Raw genomic sequence first — 14,854 nt, forward strand, 5'->3', positions numbered from 1 at the left:
CGAACCGCCGCGAAGCAGGCGACGCGGTTACTCCTCCAGCGCAACCGTGGCCAGAATGGCCTGCGCCAGTTCCATGTCCGAAGCTGCCATTGCGGGGTTTTCCGCCCGGATCTGCAGCAGCGCCGCTTCCAGGAACGACCCGCGCAAAGCGCCGTCACTGGCCACGAAGCTGCCAGCGTCATCCTGGGCGGCCAGCACCAGCTTGCGGTCTGCGGAGGTGAGGTAGCTGGAGGAGAACAGGGTGCCGGTGGATACCAGCGAATGGGATGTACCCGGGCTTTTGGCCAGGGCCAGTTGTGGTTGGCAAAGGATCAGGAGCAGGGCGATGGGAAGGGCACGCATATCGGGGTTCCGTTGTGGAATGGGCGAAGCCCCGATGGTAGCGAGCCCTCCTCGGGTCGCAGACTTACACAGATCCTAGTTGCTGGTAGGAAACGTCCCTTTCAGAGCCCGCAGCTGCGTGCATCACTGCGCGACGGCATTCTTGGCCAGAATGGCATTGGCCAGTTCCATGTCCGAAGCCTGCAGCCCCGGGTTTTCTGCTCGCACCTGGTGCAGCGCCGCTTCCAGGAATGGCCCGCGAATCGTGCCGTCGCTGGCCACGAAGCTGCCCGCGTCGTCCTGCGCCGCGAGCACCAGTTTGTGGTCGCGCGAAGTGATGTAGCTGGACGCGGTGGTTGCGCCAGAGGTCATGACATTACGCCAGAAGGTATCGGCCATGGCGGAACCAAGGGGCAGCGAAAGCAGGGCTGCGGTTGCGATGGCGGTTTTGAGACGCATGGTGAAACACCTCGAAGGGTGAGTGTTGAAAGTGCCCGCTTTGATCGTCAAAAAGGGCGCTAAGTTCCTTGAATGCAAGGGCATTCCGTCAGGAACAGACCCTCAGCACTTCTTCGTTGCAGGTCAGTGCACGGGCCACTTTGGCCTCGCCGCAGGCGCGCAAACTCTGCAACCCCTCAGCCAGCGCCTGGCGTTGCAGGCTGGCGAGGTCGGCCCCCTTGCCGATGCGCGCGCGCAGGGCATCACTGGGCACCAGCAGCTCGAACAGGCCGGTGCGGCCATGAAAGCCGGTGCCGCGGCAGGCCTGGCATGGTTGGCCGCCGAGCAGGCCACCGGCCTGGCATGCTTGGCACGACAGGCGTACCAGGCGTTGGGCCATGACGCCAGCCAGGGTGGCCCGGATCAGGTAGTCGGCGACCCCCAGTTCCTGCAGGCGGGTGATGGCGCCCACGCTGTCGTTGGTGTGCAGGGTCGACAGTACCAGGTGGCCGGTGAGCGCGGCCTGAACTGCCACCAGGGCGGTTTCGCGGTCGCGTATTTCGCCGATCATGATGATGTCCGGGTCTTGGCGCAGCAGGGCGCGCACGCCATTGGCAAAGCCCAGTTCCAGCGCCGGTTGCACCTGCAACTGGTTGAACGAAGGCTCCAGCCGCTCGATGGGGTCTTCGATGGTGCACAGGTTGACCTCGGCAGTGGCCAGCTGCTTGAGGCTGGCGTACAGCGTGCTGGTCTTGCCCGAACCGGTCGGCCCGGTGACCAGCAGGATGCCCTGGCGGCGCTGCAGCAGGGCCAGCCATTGCGCCAGTTGCTCACCTTCAAGGCCCAGTTGCTGGAAGCCTTCCTGCAGTTGCTGCGGGTCGAACAGCCTCAGCACCAGCTTTTCGCCGAAGGGCGTCGGTAGCGTCGACAGGCGCAGCTCCACTTCACTGCCGCTGGGCAGCCGGCTTTTCACCCGCCCGTCTTGCGGCCTGCGCTTCTCGGCAACATCCATGCGGCCCAAGTGCTTCAGGCGGCTGACAACGGCCAGGGCCACGCCCAGCGGAAAGGCGTAGACGCTGTGCAGCAGCCCATCGATGCGGTAGCGCAGGCGGCCCTGGCTACTGCGCGGCTCCAGGTGGATATCGCTGGCGCGCTGCTCGATGGCGTACTGCAGCAACCAGTCGACGATATGCACGATATGGGCATCGTCGGCGTTGGCTTCGGGGTGGCGCTGGCCTAGCTCCAGCAACTGCTCCAGCTCGCCCAGGCGGGTAGATTGCTGGTGCTGCGCGCCTTGTACCGAATGGGCCAGGTGCGACAGTGACTTGCCCAGTTGGCGGATTTGCACCGGGCTGGCCAGCACCCGCCGCACGGGTTTGCCCAGGCTGCGAGCCAGGTCCGCTTGCCAGTGCTGCTGGTAAGGCTGGGCGCTTGCCACGGTGATGGCGTTGGCGTCGTTGGCAATGACCAGAATGCCATGGCGCTGGGCGAAGGCGGGTGACACCAGGCCGTTGACCTGGGCCAGGTCGAGTTGCAGCGGGTCGATGCGCAGGTAGGGCTGGCCGACCTTCTGTGCCAGCCATTGGCAAAGGCTGTCCAGGTGCAGTTGCTGGCCGGGATGACGGCGGTCTTCCAGGCCCAGGGCGGCGATGGCTTCCAAGGGGTGATGGCTGGCGTAGCGGGCGGCCTGTTCGCGTACCTGGAGGGCATCGCTGGCGGCCAGGTGTTGGTCGGCTTGCAGGGCGTCGAGTAGGTGGGTGAGGTTGAGGGCGTTGTCTTCGGGGGTGTACATGGGGGGGCTTCCGTGCCGGGTTGGGATACCTGGGGAAGGCTAGTTGGGTTGGGTGGGGGGTATCGGACGGGAATGGTTTCGAGGTTTTGCGGTGCTTTTGCGGGCCCTTTCGCGGGGCAAGCCCGCTCCTACAACGATTGCACGGTGGAAGGGGTGCGATATTATTTATGCGTTTAGATGCTTATTTGGGAATCATTCATGCAAGGTGAACTGGACACTTACGACCGGCGCATTCTCGAACTGCTGCAGGAGGACGCATCGCTGTCCAGTGCGCAGATCGCCGAGCGGGTCGGCCTTTCGCAATCGCCGTGCTGGCGCCGGATTCAGCGGCTGAAAGAGGAAGGTGTGATCCGCGGGCAGGTGACGCTGCTCGATCGCAAGAAAATCGGGCTGAACACGCAGATCTTCGCCGAGGTGAAGCTCAACGCCCACGGGCGCTCGAACTTTACCGAGTTCACCGAGGCGATCCGCGGCTTTCCAGAGGTGCTGGAGTGCTACGTGCTGATGGGTGCGGTGGATTTTCTGCTGCGCATCGTCACCTCGGATATCGAGGCGTATGAGCGGTTCTTCTTTGAAAAGCTGTCGAACGTGCCGGGAATTCAGGAAGTGAATTCGATTGTGGCGCTGTCTGAGATCAAGTCCACGACCAGCCTGCCACTGGCTAGGTGACCATCACGAGCATTGCTCGCGCCTACGGGGCCGCTGGGGCCTGGTAGGAGCGAGCGCAGCTCGCGATGCGCGAAGCGCTGGCGTTACACCTTGAGCAGGTACTTCCAGCCGCGGCTCTGGTCGATGGCCCGGGCCTGCTCGATACGCGCTTCCAGCACTTCATCGCTGATCGGCAGTTCCGCCAGCTCGTGCAGTTTCTTCAGGTCGCCATATAGGCGGTCCATCTGCGGCGCTTCGAGCACCTGGCGGGCATGGTGCAGCCAGGCCAGCAACTGCTCGATACGCGGCAGTTGCTCAGCCAGGTCTTCTGGGCGCTGGGCGTACAGTGCCAGCTTCAGCGAGCGGCCTTCTTCACCCAGCAGGTGCGCCAGCCAGCTGGCCAGTTGCGCCTTGCCCTGGCGCTCACCACGGCCCTTGCGTTCCACGGTCCAGGCCCGGCCCAGCAACCAACGCGAGGTCTCCAGGGAGAACTGGCCCCAGCGCACGTCTTCGAGTTCTTCGATGAACTGCTCAGGTGCGGCGCGGCGGATGTCTTCGTCGTCATTGCCGGCTTGCACCAGCGGGCGCCAGTCTTCCAGCAGCGCGTCGAGGCTGGCGCGCAGTTCGCGGGTGGTGGGGCGCGGCGCAGCCTGGCCCAGGCTGGCCACCAGGGCGCGCAGCTCGGTCAGGCACTGCACCCAGTCTTGCAACAAGCGCCAGTGGCCATTGTGGCGATACTGCTCGGCCAGGCGCTGGCTGCTGCCCAGCAGCTGCCAGGCGAGGGCGGCGAAGGCATCGTCCACGGCCATTTCGGCGTCCAGTTCCGCACCTGGCAGGCCCAGCTCGTAGCTGTCCGGCTCCAGCAGGCGGTAGCCGCGCTCGGCCTTGCTGATATCGCAGGGCATCAATGGCAGGCTGGCGGCCAGCTCGGCGGCCAGTTCCAGCAGCGCTTCAGGCGCACCTTCGCGCAGCTCCAGCTCCAGCTCGCAGATTGCTTCTTTCTGCTTGCCCGCGATCACGAAGCCTTGGTCCAGCGCGGCCTCGATCACCACCTTGCTCTTGCCGCGGCCCCAGGCGATTTCGGCGAACTCGCGGGTGAAGTCGGTGGTGAACAGCGGTTTGATGGTTTTCTTGTCCAGGCCGGCCAGTTGCTCGGGCCAGCAGGTGGCGTCGAGCTTCTTCAGGTCAAGCTTGACCTTGTCCAGGTTCCACTCGTATTCGTTGCGCTCGGACAGGCCCGCGACGCTCTGGCCACGGCACTTGAGGGTCTGGATGATGGCGTCGCCATCACGGCGCAGGCGCAGGGCAACGCGGGCGGCGGCCAGCTCGCGCTCGGGGGTGTCGAAATACTGGTTGAGCAGCTCGCGAGTCTGCCAGCCGGACTTGTTGCGCTTTTTCAGCAGGGGGTGCTCGCGCAGGGCGGCCAGTGTTTCGCGGCTGGCGCGGAGCTTCAGTTCGGTTTCTTTGTGCATCGCAGGCTCGAAGGAGGGGCGTTTGCCGGGGAGTTTACAGGAGTCGGCCGGCAACGGTTTATTCCAGGCGGCGGATGGTCCTATGATGGGCAACGCTTCCGAGGAGTATGCGCATGCCGTTGCCAACGCTGAAAGACCAGTTTGCCGCCTTGATTGCCGCGCCCTCGGTCAGTTGCACCCAGCCTGCGCTGGACCAATCCAACCGCCAGGTCATCGACCTGTTGGCGGGCTGGTTGGGCGACCTGGGTTTCGACTGCGACATCCGCCAGGTCAGCCCTGGCAAGTTCAACCTGCTGGCCAGCCGTGGCACCGGCCCCGGCGGCCTGGTGCTGGCTGGCCACAGCGACACCGTGCCCTATGACGAACAGCTGTGGGCGAGCGACCCGCTCAAGCTGACCGAAGCCGATGGCCGCTGGGTGGGCCTTGGCAGCTGTGACATGAAAGGCTTTTTCGCGTTGATCATCGAGGCGGTGATTCCGCTGCTGGAGCACGATTTCAAGCAGCCGCTGCTGATCCTCGCCACCTGCGACGAAGAAAGCTCGATGTCCGGCGCCCGCGCCCTGGCCGAAGCCGGCCAGCCGCTGGGCCGCGCTGCGGTGATCGGCGAGCCCACGGGCCTGCGGCCGATCCGCATGCACAAGGGCATCCTCATGGACCGCATCGACATCCTCGGGCGTAGCGGGCATTCCTCCGACCCAAGCCTGGGCCACAGCGCCATGGAGGCCATGCACGAGGTGATGGGCGAGTTGATGGGCCTGCGCCGGCAGTGGCAGGAAACCTTCCGTAATCCGCAATTCACCGTGCCCACGCCGACCATGAACTTCGGCTGCATCCACGGCGGCGACAACCCCAACCGCATCTGCGGCCAATGTGCCCTGGAATTCGACCTGCGCCCGCTGCCGGGCATGGATGTGGAGCAACTGCGCGCCGCCATTCGCGCCAAGCTGCAGCCTGTGGCCGAGCGCCACGAGGTGCGTATCGACTACGCCCCGCTGTTCCCCGAGGTGCCGCCCTTCGAACAGGCCGCCGACGCCGAGCTGGTGCAGGTGGCCGAACGCCTGACGGGGCATCGGGCCGAGGCGGTGGCGTTCGGCACCGAAGCGCCTTATCTTCAGCAGCTGGGTTGCCAGACCATCGTGCTCGGCCCTGGCGACATCGCCTGCGCCCACCAGCCCGGCGAATACCTTGAAATGTCACGAATCGAGCCTACCGTGCGTCTATTGCGTGACCTGATCCGGCACTATTGCCTCAATTAAACGTCAATCGAGCTGATTCGTTCTTGCCTAGAGGAGACGCGCGTGACCGCAAGCCTGTTCCGACGATGATCCTGAACGCCGTGTGATTCACCGTTCTCCGTCCACTTTATCCACAGGCCCCGTCATGCCCGAATACGTCAACTGGCTACGCCATGCCTCCCCGTACATCAATGCCCACCGCGACTGCACCTTCGTGGTCATGCTGCCCGGCGATGGGGTTGACCACCCCAATTTCGGCAACATCGTCCACGACCTGGTGCTGCTGCACAGCCTGGGCGTGCGCCTGGTGCTGGTGCACGGCTCGCGCCCGCAGATCGAAAGCCGCCTGTCGGCGCGTGGCCTGACCCCGCACTACCACCGCGGCCTGCGCATCACCGACGCCGCCACCCTGGACTGCGTGATCGACGCCGTTGGCGCCCTGCGCCTGGCCATCGAGGCGCGCCTGTCGATGGACATCGCCGCATCGCCCATGCAGGGCTCGCGCCTGCGCGTGGCTTGCGGCAACCTGGTCACCGCCCGGCCAATCGGCGTGCTCGAAGGGGTGGACTACCACCACACCGGTGAAGTGCGCCGTATCGATCGCAAGGGCATCAGCCGCCTGCTCGACGAGCGCTCCATCGTGCTGTTGTCGCCGCTGGGCTATTCGCCGACCGGTGAAATCTTCAACCTGGCCTGCGAAGACGTGGCCACCCGTGCCGCCATTGAGCTGGGGGCCGACAAGCTGCTGCTGTTCGGCGCCGAGCCTGGCTTGCTGGATGAGCACGGCAAGCTGGTGCGTGAGTTGCGCCCGCAACAGATCGGCCCGCACCTGGCGCGGCTGGGCAGCGACTACCAGGGGGAATTGCTGGACGCTGCCGCCGAGGCCTGCAAGGGCGGCGTGGCACGCAGCCATATCGTCAGCTACGCCGAAGATGGCGCATTGCTGACCGAGCTGTTCACCCGCGAGGGTGGCGGCACCCTGGTGTCCCAGGAGCAGTTCGAGGTGGTGCGCGAGGCGACCATCGACGATGTCGGCGGCTTGCTGGAGCTGATCAGCCCACTGGAAGAGCAGGGCATCCTGGTGCGCCGTTCCCGTGAGGTGCTGGAGCGTGAGATCGAGCAGTTCAGCGTGGTCGAGCGTGAGGGCATGATCATCGCCTGCGCGGCGCTGTACCCGATCGCCGACTCCCAGGCCGGCGAACTGGCGTGTTTGGCGGTGAACCCGGAGTACCGCCATGGCGGGCGCGGGGACGAGCTGCTGGAGCGCATCGAGGGGCGGGCACGGGAATTGGGGTTGAATACCTTGTTCGTGCTTACCACGCGCACGGCGCACTGGTTCCGTGAACGCGGGTTTGCGCCTAGCGGCGTGGAACGGCTGCCGGCAGCGCGGGCTTCGCTGTACAACTACCAGCGCAATTCGAAGATTTTCGAAAAATCCCTGTAGGCCTGTAGCGCAGCCTGGTAGGAGCGAGCGTAGCTCGCGATGGGGCGCGCAGCGGCCCCAGGCCGTTAGCTTCGCGGCACACGGTGCCAGGGCTGCTGCGCAGCCCATCGCGAGCTGCGCTCGCTCCTACCAGGCCCACCGTCAATGGGTGAAAACGCGACTCCCTGTTGGGGGTGGCGTTTTGGCTTACACGGTGTGCAGATACCAGTTGTACTCAAGGTCGGAGATCGAGTGCTCGAACTCCTCCAGCTCGCTTTCCTTGCACGCGACGAAAATGTCGATGTACTTCGGATCGATGTACTTGTTCAGGATCTCGCTGTCGTCCAGCTCGCGCAGGGCATCGCGCAGGTTGTTCGGCAGGCTCTGCTCCAGCTGCTCGTACGAGTTGCCTTCGATCGGCTCACCCGGCTCGACCTTGTTGGTCAGGCCATGGTGCACGCCGGCCAGCACGGCAGCCATCATCAGGTACGGGTTGGCATCGGCACCGGCCACGCGGTGTTCGATGCGCACCGCGTCCGGCGAGCCGGTTGGCACGCGCAGGGCCACGGTACGGTTGTCCAGGCCCCAGCTCGGCGCGTTCGGCACGTAGAACTGCGCGCCGAAGCGGCGGTACGAGTTGACGTTCGGGCAGAGGAAGGCCATGGACGCGGGCAGGGTCTCGAGCACACCGCCGACAGCGTGACGTAGCGCGGCGTTCTGCTCGGGATCCTCGCTGGTGAAGATGTTGTTGCCATCTTTGTCCAGCACGGAGATGTGAACGTGCAGGCCGTTGCCTGCCTGGCCCGGGTAGGGCTTGGCCATGAACGTGGTGTCCATTTCATGGTCGTAGGCGATGTTCTTGATCAACCGCTTGAGCAGCACCGCGTAGTCGCAGGCCTTGAGCGGGTCGGCAACGTGGTGCAGGTTGACTTCGAACTGCGCCGGGGCGCTTTCCTTGACGATGGCATCGGCCGGAATGCCTTGCTCCTTGGCACCTTCGAGGATGTCCTGGAGGCAGTCGGCGTATTCGTCGAGGTCGTCGATCAGGTATACCTGGGTCGACTGCGGGCGCTTGCCCGAGATCGGCGAGCGTGGCGGCTGCGGGCGGCCGTTCACGTTTTCCTGGTCGATCAGGTAGAACTCCAGCTCGAACGCGGCGCAGATGGTCAGGCCCATGTCGGTGAACTTGCTCACCACTTGGCGCAGCACTTCGCGCGGGTCGGCGAAGAACGGCTCGCCTTCGATCTCGTGCATGGTCATCAGCAGTTGCGCGGTGGGGCGCTTCTGCCAGGGTTCGTTGGAGAGGGTGCCGGGGATCGGGTAGCAGATGCGGTCAGCATCGCCGATGTCCAGGCCCAACCCTGTGCTTTCCACGGTGGAACCGTTGATGTCCAGGGCGAAGAGGGAGGCCGGCAGGTTGATGCCTTTCTCGTAAACCTTGTGGAGGCTGGTGCGCTCTATGCGTTTACCACGCACCACACCATTCATATCTGCAATCAGAAGGTCAACGTAGAGAACCTCAGGATGTTCCTTAAGGAACGCGTTCGCTTCGTTAAGCTGAACGGCACGCGGGGGTACCGACATGATGCAACACCTTTGTTGTTAAAAATATCAATCAAGGGGGGCTTGCAGGACCAGTCAATCGAAAAGACAAACTGATGTCAAGCCAACCCCATGATGCCCTGAAATGGCACATCGACGGCAGATTTGCTGCATATCGGGGCGAGCCATTATCCGCTATTTCCTTCGCCAAGGGCTATCTCCGAGGTGCCGTGTTTTATTTTTTACGGAGAGGTTGTGTAAAAAAATGAACAAGGCTAAGCTCGGACTCAACCCAGAACACAATAATACGAGGGTCACATGGTCCGCTTGTCGCGACCTGAACGCACTGCCTGCGCAGTGCCGTCGGGTATCCCTGCCGTTCCTGCACGCATCCGTCAGCTGCTGGCCTGCATGGCCGCAATAATTGACGCTTGGTGCGCCCGGACCTCACCTCGTCACACTTTATCGTTACTCTTCTTGTCTACCTGCCCTTTGAAATCGCTGCGGACACGCTCATTTCCAGTGTATCCACAGCGCGCCTGCGCGTGGGTTTTTGCTTTAGCAATCTACTCCATACAGAATCAGGGCGCGGACCACCTTACCTCCTGAGGTATTTATGAGTAACAACCTCGACCAGCTCACCGATTGGTTGAAAGAGCACAAGATCACCGAAGTCGAATGCCTGATCAGCGACCTGACCGGCATCACCCGCGGCAAGATCTCGCCAACCAACAAGTTCATTGCCGAAAAAGGCATGCGCCTGCCCGAGAGCGTGCTGCTGCAGACCGTCACCGGCGACTACGTTGACGACGACATCTATTACGACCTGCTCGACCCGGCCGACATCGACATGATCTGCCGCCCCGACCAGGACGCCGTGTTCCTCGTGCCCTGGGCCATCGAACCAACGGCCCAGGTGATCCACGACACCTACGACAAGAAGGGCAACCCGGTCGAACTGTCGCCGCGCAACGTCCTCAAGAAAGTGCTCAAGCTCTACGCCGACAAGGGCTGGCAGCCGATTGTCGCGCCAGAGATGGAGTTCTACCTGACCAAGCGCAGCGAAGACCCGGACTTCCCGCTGCAACCGCCGGTCGGCCGCTCCGGCCGCCCGGAAACCGGCCGCCAGTCGTTCTCCATCGAGGCCGCCAACGAATTCGACCCGCTGTTCGAGGACGTCTATGACTGGTGCGAACTGCAGCGCCTGGACCTCGACACGCTGATTCACGAAGACGGCACGGCGCAGATGGAAATCAACTTCCGTCACGGCGACGCGCTGCACCTGGCCGACCAGATCCTGGTGTTCAAGCGCACCATGCGCGAGGCCGCGCTCAAGCACAACGTGGCGGCCACCTTCATGGCCAAGCCGATGACCGGCGAGCCGGGCAGCGCCATGCACCTGCACCAGAGCGTGGTCGACGTGGCCACCGGCAAGAACATCTTCAGCAACCCAGACGGCAGCATGAGCCAGCTGTTCCTGCACCACATCGGTGGCCTGCAGAAGTTCATCCCCGAAGCGCTGCCGCTGTTCGCCCCCAACGTCAACTCGTTCCGCCGCTTCCTGCCCGACACCTCGGCGCCGGTCAACGTCGAGTGGGGCGAGGAGAACCGCACCGTCGGCCTGCGCGTGCCGGATGCCGGCCCACAGAACCGCCGCGTCGAAAACCGCCTGCCGGGCGCCGACGCCAACCCCTACCTGGCCATCGCCGCCAGCCTGCTGTGCGGCTACATCGGCATGGTCGAAGGCATCGAGGCCAGCGCGCCGGTTCAGGGCCGTGGCTACGAGCGGCGTAACCTGCGCCTGCCGCTGACCATCGAAGATGCCCTGGAACGCATGGAAAACAGCCGCGCGCTGGTGCAGTACCTGGGCAAGAAGTTCATCACCGGCTACGTCGCCACCAAACGCGCCGAGCATGAGAACTTCAAGCGCGTCATCAGCTCCTGGGAACGTGAGTTCCTGCTGTTCGCTGTCTGATCAACCCTGAGGCCGCCTGTGCGGCCGCCGGAAAATGGAGAGGCACATGAGCGTCAACAACCCGCAAACCCGTGAATGGCAAAACCTGAGCGGCGAGCACCACCTTGCACCCTTCTCTGACTACAAGCAGTTGAAGGAGAAGGGGCCGCGCATCATCACCAAGGCGCAGGGTGTGCATTTGTGGGACAGCGAGGGGCACAAGATCCTCGACGGCATGGCTGGCCTGTGGTGCGTGGCGGTCGGCTATGGCCGGGAAGAACTGGTGCAGGCGGCCGAGAAGCAGATGCGCGAGCTGCCGTACTACAACCTGTTCTTCCAGACCGCCCACCCGCCGGCGCTGGAACTGGCCAAGGCGATCACCGAGGTGGCGCCCGAAGGCATGACCCATGTGTTCTTCACCGGCTCCGGCTCCGAAGGCAACGACACCGTGCTGCGCATGGTTCGCCACTACTGGGCACTGAAGGGCAAGCCGCACAAGCAGACCATCATCGGCCGCATCAACGGCTACCACGGCTCCACCGTTGCCGGTGCAAGCCTGGGTGGCATGAGCGGCATGCACGAACAGGGCGGCCTACCGATCCCGGGCATCGTGCATATCCCGCAGCCGTACTGGTTCGGTGAAGGCGGCGACATGACCCCGGATGCCTTCGGCGTGTGGGCGGCCGAGCAGCTGGAGCAGAAAATTCTCGAAGTCGGCGAAGACAACGTCGCCGCCTTCATCGCCGAGCCCATCCAGGGCGCCGGCGGCGTGATCATTCCACCGCAAACCTACTGGCCGAAGGTCAAGGAAATCCTCGCCAAGTACGACATTCTGTTCGTTGCCGACGAAGTGATCTGCGGCTTCGGCCGTACCGGCGAGTGGTTCGGCTCCGACTACTACGGCCTCAAGCCCGACCTGATGACCATCGCCAAGGGCCTGACCTCCGGTTACATCCCCATGGGTGGTGTGATCGTGCGTGACAGCGTGGCCCAGGTACTCAGCGAAGGCGGCGACTTCAACCACGGTTTCACCTATTCCGGCCACCCGGTGGCGGCCGCGGTGGGCCTGGAAAACCTGCGCATCCTGCGTGACGAGCACATCGTCGAGAAGGCGCGCACGGAAGTGGCACCGTACTTGCAAAAACGTCTGCGTGAGCTGCAGGACCACCCACTGGTGGGCGAGGTACGCGGCCTGGGCCTGCTCGGCGCGATCGAGCTGGTCAAGGACAAGGCAACCCGCAGCCGTTACGAAGGCAAGGGCGTGGGCATGGTGTGCCGCAACTTCTGCTTCGACAACGGCCTGATCATGCGCGCGGTAGGCGACACCATGATCATCGCCCCGCCGTTGGTCATCAGCCATGCCGAGGTGGATGAACTGGTGGAAAAAGCGCGCAAATGCCTCGATTTGACGCTCGAAGCGATCCGTTGACAGTTTGCTAGGCTAGCGATGTGACATTAAGTCGTTACAAGGCCCTGCTTTCCTTGAAACAGAGCCTTGTAACTTGCCAGACTAGCGGCTGTTTCAGTCGCCGCGCGCCCTGCGCCGTGGGTCCTGGCTGCTGAACAGATGGCTAAATAAAAATTCTGGAGCATGACGCATGAATAAAATGGGCAAGACGTTGCTGGCCGCCGCCCTGATGGGTGCCATGGCCACCGCTGTACAGGCTGAAGACAAGGTACTGAACGTCTACAACTGGTCGGACTACATCGCTCCGGACACCATCGCCAAGTTTGAAAAACAGACCGGCATCAAGGTCAAGTACGACGTCTTCGACAGCAACGAAACCCTGGAGGCCAAGCTGCTGGCCGGCAAGTCGGGCTACGACATCGTCGTGCCGTCGAACAACTTCCTGGCCAAGCAGATCAAGGCCGGCGTCTACGAGGAGCTGGACCGCTCCAAGCTGCCGAACTGGAAGAACCTCGACAAGGACCTGCTCAAGGCCGTTGGCGATGCCAGCGACAAGGACAACCAGCACGCCTTCCCGTACATGTGGGGCTCGATCGGCATCGGCTACAACCCGGAGAAAGTCAAGGCCGCGCTGGGCGTGGACAAGATCGACTCGTGGGACGTGGTGTTCAAGCCTGAGAACATCGCCAAGCTCAAGAGCTGCGGCGTGAGCTTCCTGGATGCTCCGACCGAAATGCTCCCGGCCGCGCTGCACTACCTGGGCAAGCCGACCAACAGCACCACCAAGGAAGACCTGAAGGCCGCCGAGGACCTGTTCCTCAAGATCCGTCCTTCGATCACCTACTTCCACTCGTCCAAGTACATCGGCGACATGGCCAACGGCAACATCTGCGTAGCCGTCGGTTACTCGGGTGACCTGGAGCAGTCCAAGGCCCGCGCCCACGAAGCTGGCGACAAGGTCAAGGTGGACTACATCATTCCGAAAGAAGGTGCCGGCACCTTCTACGACATGGTCGCCATCCCCAAGGATGCCGAGCACAAGGACGCCGCCTACCAGTTCATGAACTTCCTGCTGCAGCCGGAAATCATGGCTGAAATCACCAATGCCGTGCGCTTCCCGAACGGCAACGAGGCCGCTACCCCGTTGGTCGACAAGGCCATCACCAGCGACCCGAGCATCTACCCACCGGCTGACGTGAAAAAACACCTGTACGCGATCGCTGCCCCAGACGCGGCCGCTCAGCGTGTAATCACCCGCAGCTGGACCAAGATCAAGTCGGGCAAGTAAGCCCGATGCGTGACCTCTGGGCCGGGGTTTTCCGGCCCAGGGCCAGTGAAAGGCAATTGATGATTGCGGCATCGAAGCTGCGCAGGTAAGTTGCGCGCCGGTTTTGTGTGCGCGGCAGCACTGTACCCCCAAAGCATGCCGTCACCGAGGCACTGATTGTGAGGACCACCCACTTGTCTATTTCTGTACTACGCAAGGCCATGTTGGCTGGAGCGGGCCTGACGCTGGCATGCAGCGTCCAAGCGGCGCCTACGGTGCATTTCTATAACTGGTCGGACTATATCGGCCCGAACACGCTCGCGGAGTTCGAGAAGGAAACGGGCATCAAGCCCGTGCAGGACGTGTTCGACTCCAACGAAACCCTGGAAGGCAAACTGCTGGCCGGCAACACCGGCTATGACGTGGTGGTGCCGTCCAACCATTTCCTCGGCAAGCAGATCAAGGCGGGCGCGTTCCAGAAGCTCGACAAGAACCTGCTGCCCAATTATTCCAACCTTGACCCGGCACTGATGAAGCGCCTGGAAAAGAACGACCCGGGCAACCAGTACGCCGTGCCCTACCTGTGGGGCACCAATGGCATCGGCTACAACGTCGACAAGGTCAAGGCGACCCTGGGCGTGGACAAGATCGATTCCTGGGCAGTGCTGTTCGAACCCGAGAACATGAAGAAGCTCGCCAAGTGTGGCGTGGCCTTCCTCGACTCGGCGGACGAAATGCTCCCGGCGGTGCTCAACTACATGGGCCTGAACCCCAACAGTACCGACCCCAAGGACTACGCCAAGGCCGAGCAGAAGCTGCTGGCAGTGCGCCCCTACGTGACCTACTTCCACTCTTCCAAGTACATCACCGACCTGGCCAATGGCGACATCTGCGTCGCGGCCGGTTTCTCGGGTGATGTGTTCCAGGCCAAGGCCCGCGCCGAAGAGGCGAAGAAAGGCGTGAACCTGGCCTACGCCATTCCCAAGGAAGGCGGCAACCTCTGGTTCGACGTGCTGGCGATTCCCAAGGACGCCAAGAACGTCAAGGAGGCCCATGCCTTCATCAACTATTTGCTGAAACCTGAGGTTATCGCCCAGGTCAGTGATTACGTCGGTTATGCCAACCCGAACCCCAAGGCTGGCGACCTGATGGACCAGGCCGTGAGGACTGACGCCGCGGTTTACCCACCGCAGGAAGTGCTGGACAAGATGTTCGTGAACTCAGAGCTGCCCCCCAAGGTGCAGCGGCTGATGACCCGTAGCTGGACCAAGGTCAAGTCGGGCAAGTAATTATCCAGACCCGCCGCGGCACCTGCAGAACAGGCCGGGCGGGCACAAAAATCTTGTTGGGAGTT

At 63.1% G+C, this 14,854-nt stretch carries 12 protein-coding genes; 7 read left to right on the forward strand and 5 right to left on the reverse strand.

The window, feature by feature from the left end:
• Nucleotides 1-27: 27 nt before the first annotated feature.
• The 3 genes from F3J45_RS20045 to F3J45_RS20055 all read right to left on the reverse strand — a co-directional run bounded on the left by F3J45_RS20045 (nt 28) and on the right by F3J45_RS20055 (nt 2,551).
• The gene (locus F3J45_RS20045; RefSeq protein ID WP_167066734.1) at nt 28-342 is read right to left on the reverse strand and encodes a DUF2388 domain-containing protein; all 315 of its coding nucleotides are present in this window, start codon (nt 340-342) and stop codon (nt 28-30) included.
• Nucleotides 343-465: 123 nt separating this feature from the next.
• Nucleotides 466-780: a DUF2388 domain-containing protein gene (locus F3J45_RS20050; protein ID WP_167066737.1), complete on the reverse strand. Its 315-nt coding sequence runs from the start codon at nt 778-780 to the stop codon at nt 466-468.
• Nucleotides 781-868: 88 nt separating this feature from the next.
• A complete protein-coding gene (locus F3J45_RS20055; protein WP_167066740.1) occupies nt 869-2,551 on the reverse strand; it encodes a GspE/PulE family protein in 1,683 nt (560 codons plus the stop codon).
• 198 nt (nt 2,552-2,749) lie between these two features.
• On the opposite strand from F3J45_RS20055, the gene F3J45_RS20060 reads away from it, so the two are divergent.
• Complete coding sequence (locus F3J45_RS20060) at nt 2,750-3,220, forward strand: Lrp/AsnC family transcriptional regulator (RefSeq protein ID WP_167066743.1); 471 nt, start codon at nt 2,750-2,752, stop codon at nt 3,218-3,220.
• An 83-nt stretch (nt 3,221-3,303) separates the two neighbouring features.
• Here F3J45_RS20060 and F3J45_RS20065 read toward each other — a convergent pair whose 3' ends face one another.
• Entirely contained in the window at nt 3,304-4,671 is a 1,368-nt protein-coding gene (locus tag F3J45_RS20065; protein ID WP_167066746.1) for a CYTH domain-containing protein, read from the reverse strand.
• A 113-nt stretch (nt 4,672-4,784) separates the two neighbouring features.
• Here F3J45_RS20065 and argE point away from each other — a divergent pair, with 113 nt between their 5' ends.
• Both argE and argA read left to right on the forward strand, forming a co-directional pair.
• Nucleotides 4,785-5,927 (forward strand): acetylornithine deacetylase, encoded by a 1,143-nt coding sequence (gene argE, locus F3J45_RS20070; protein WP_167066749.1) that lies wholly within the window; start codon nt 4,785-4,787, stop codon nt 5,925-5,927.
• A 124-nt stretch (nt 5,928-6,051) separates the two neighbouring features.
• On the forward strand, nt 6,052-7,350 hold the full coding sequence (gene argA / locus F3J45_RS20075) for an amino-acid N-acetyltransferase (protein ID WP_167066753.1): 1,299 nt from the start codon (nt 6,052-6,054) through the stop codon (nt 7,348-7,350).
• 186 nt (nt 7,351-7,536) lie between these two features.
• Here the strand turns inward: argA and F3J45_RS20080 are convergent, their stop codons facing one another.
• Nucleotides 7,537-8,805 carry a glutamine synthetase family protein gene (locus tag F3J45_RS20080; RefSeq protein WP_370526431.1) on the reverse strand — a complete coding sequence of 423 codons (1,269 nt, stop codon included), beginning with the start codon at nt 8,803-8,805 and terminating at the stop codon, nt 7,537-7,539.
• A gap of 682 nt (nt 8,806-9,487) precedes the next feature.
• On the opposite strand from F3J45_RS20080, the gene F3J45_RS20085 reads away from it, so the two are divergent.
• The 4 genes from F3J45_RS20085 to F3J45_RS20100 all read left to right on the forward strand — a co-directional run bounded on the left by F3J45_RS20085 (nt 9,488) and on the right by F3J45_RS20100 (nt 14,789).
• A complete protein-coding gene (locus F3J45_RS20085; RefSeq protein ID WP_167066759.1) occupies nt 9,488-10,846 on the forward strand; it encodes a glutamine synthetase family protein in 1,359 nt (452 codons plus the stop codon).
• A gap of 46 nt (nt 10,847-10,892) precedes the next feature.
• The gene (locus F3J45_RS20090; protein ID WP_167066762.1) at nt 10,893-12,254 is read left to right on the forward strand and encodes an aspartate aminotransferase family protein; all 1,362 of its coding nucleotides are present in this window, start codon (nt 10,893-10,895) and stop codon (nt 12,252-12,254) included.
• 169 nt (nt 12,255-12,423) lie between these two features.
• Nucleotides 12,424-13,521, forward strand: coding sequence for a polyamine ABC transporter substrate-binding protein (locus F3J45_RS20095; RefSeq protein WP_167066765.1), 1,098 nt, complete (start codon nt 12,424-12,426; stop codon nt 13,519-13,521).
• 200 nt (nt 13,522-13,721) lie between these two features.
• Nucleotides 13,722-14,789, forward strand: a complete 1,068-nt coding sequence (locus F3J45_RS20100) for a polyamine ABC transporter substrate-binding protein (RefSeq protein WP_205300616.1) — start codon at nt 13,722-13,724, stop codon at nt 14,787-14,789.
• The last annotated feature ends 65 nt before the right edge of the window (nt 14,790-14,854 follow it).

The organism is Pantoea sp. Ap-967 (genome assembly GCF_011752565.1).
GTDB lineage: Bacteria > Pseudomonadota > Gammaproteobacteria > Pseudomonadales > Pseudomonadaceae > Aquipseudomonas.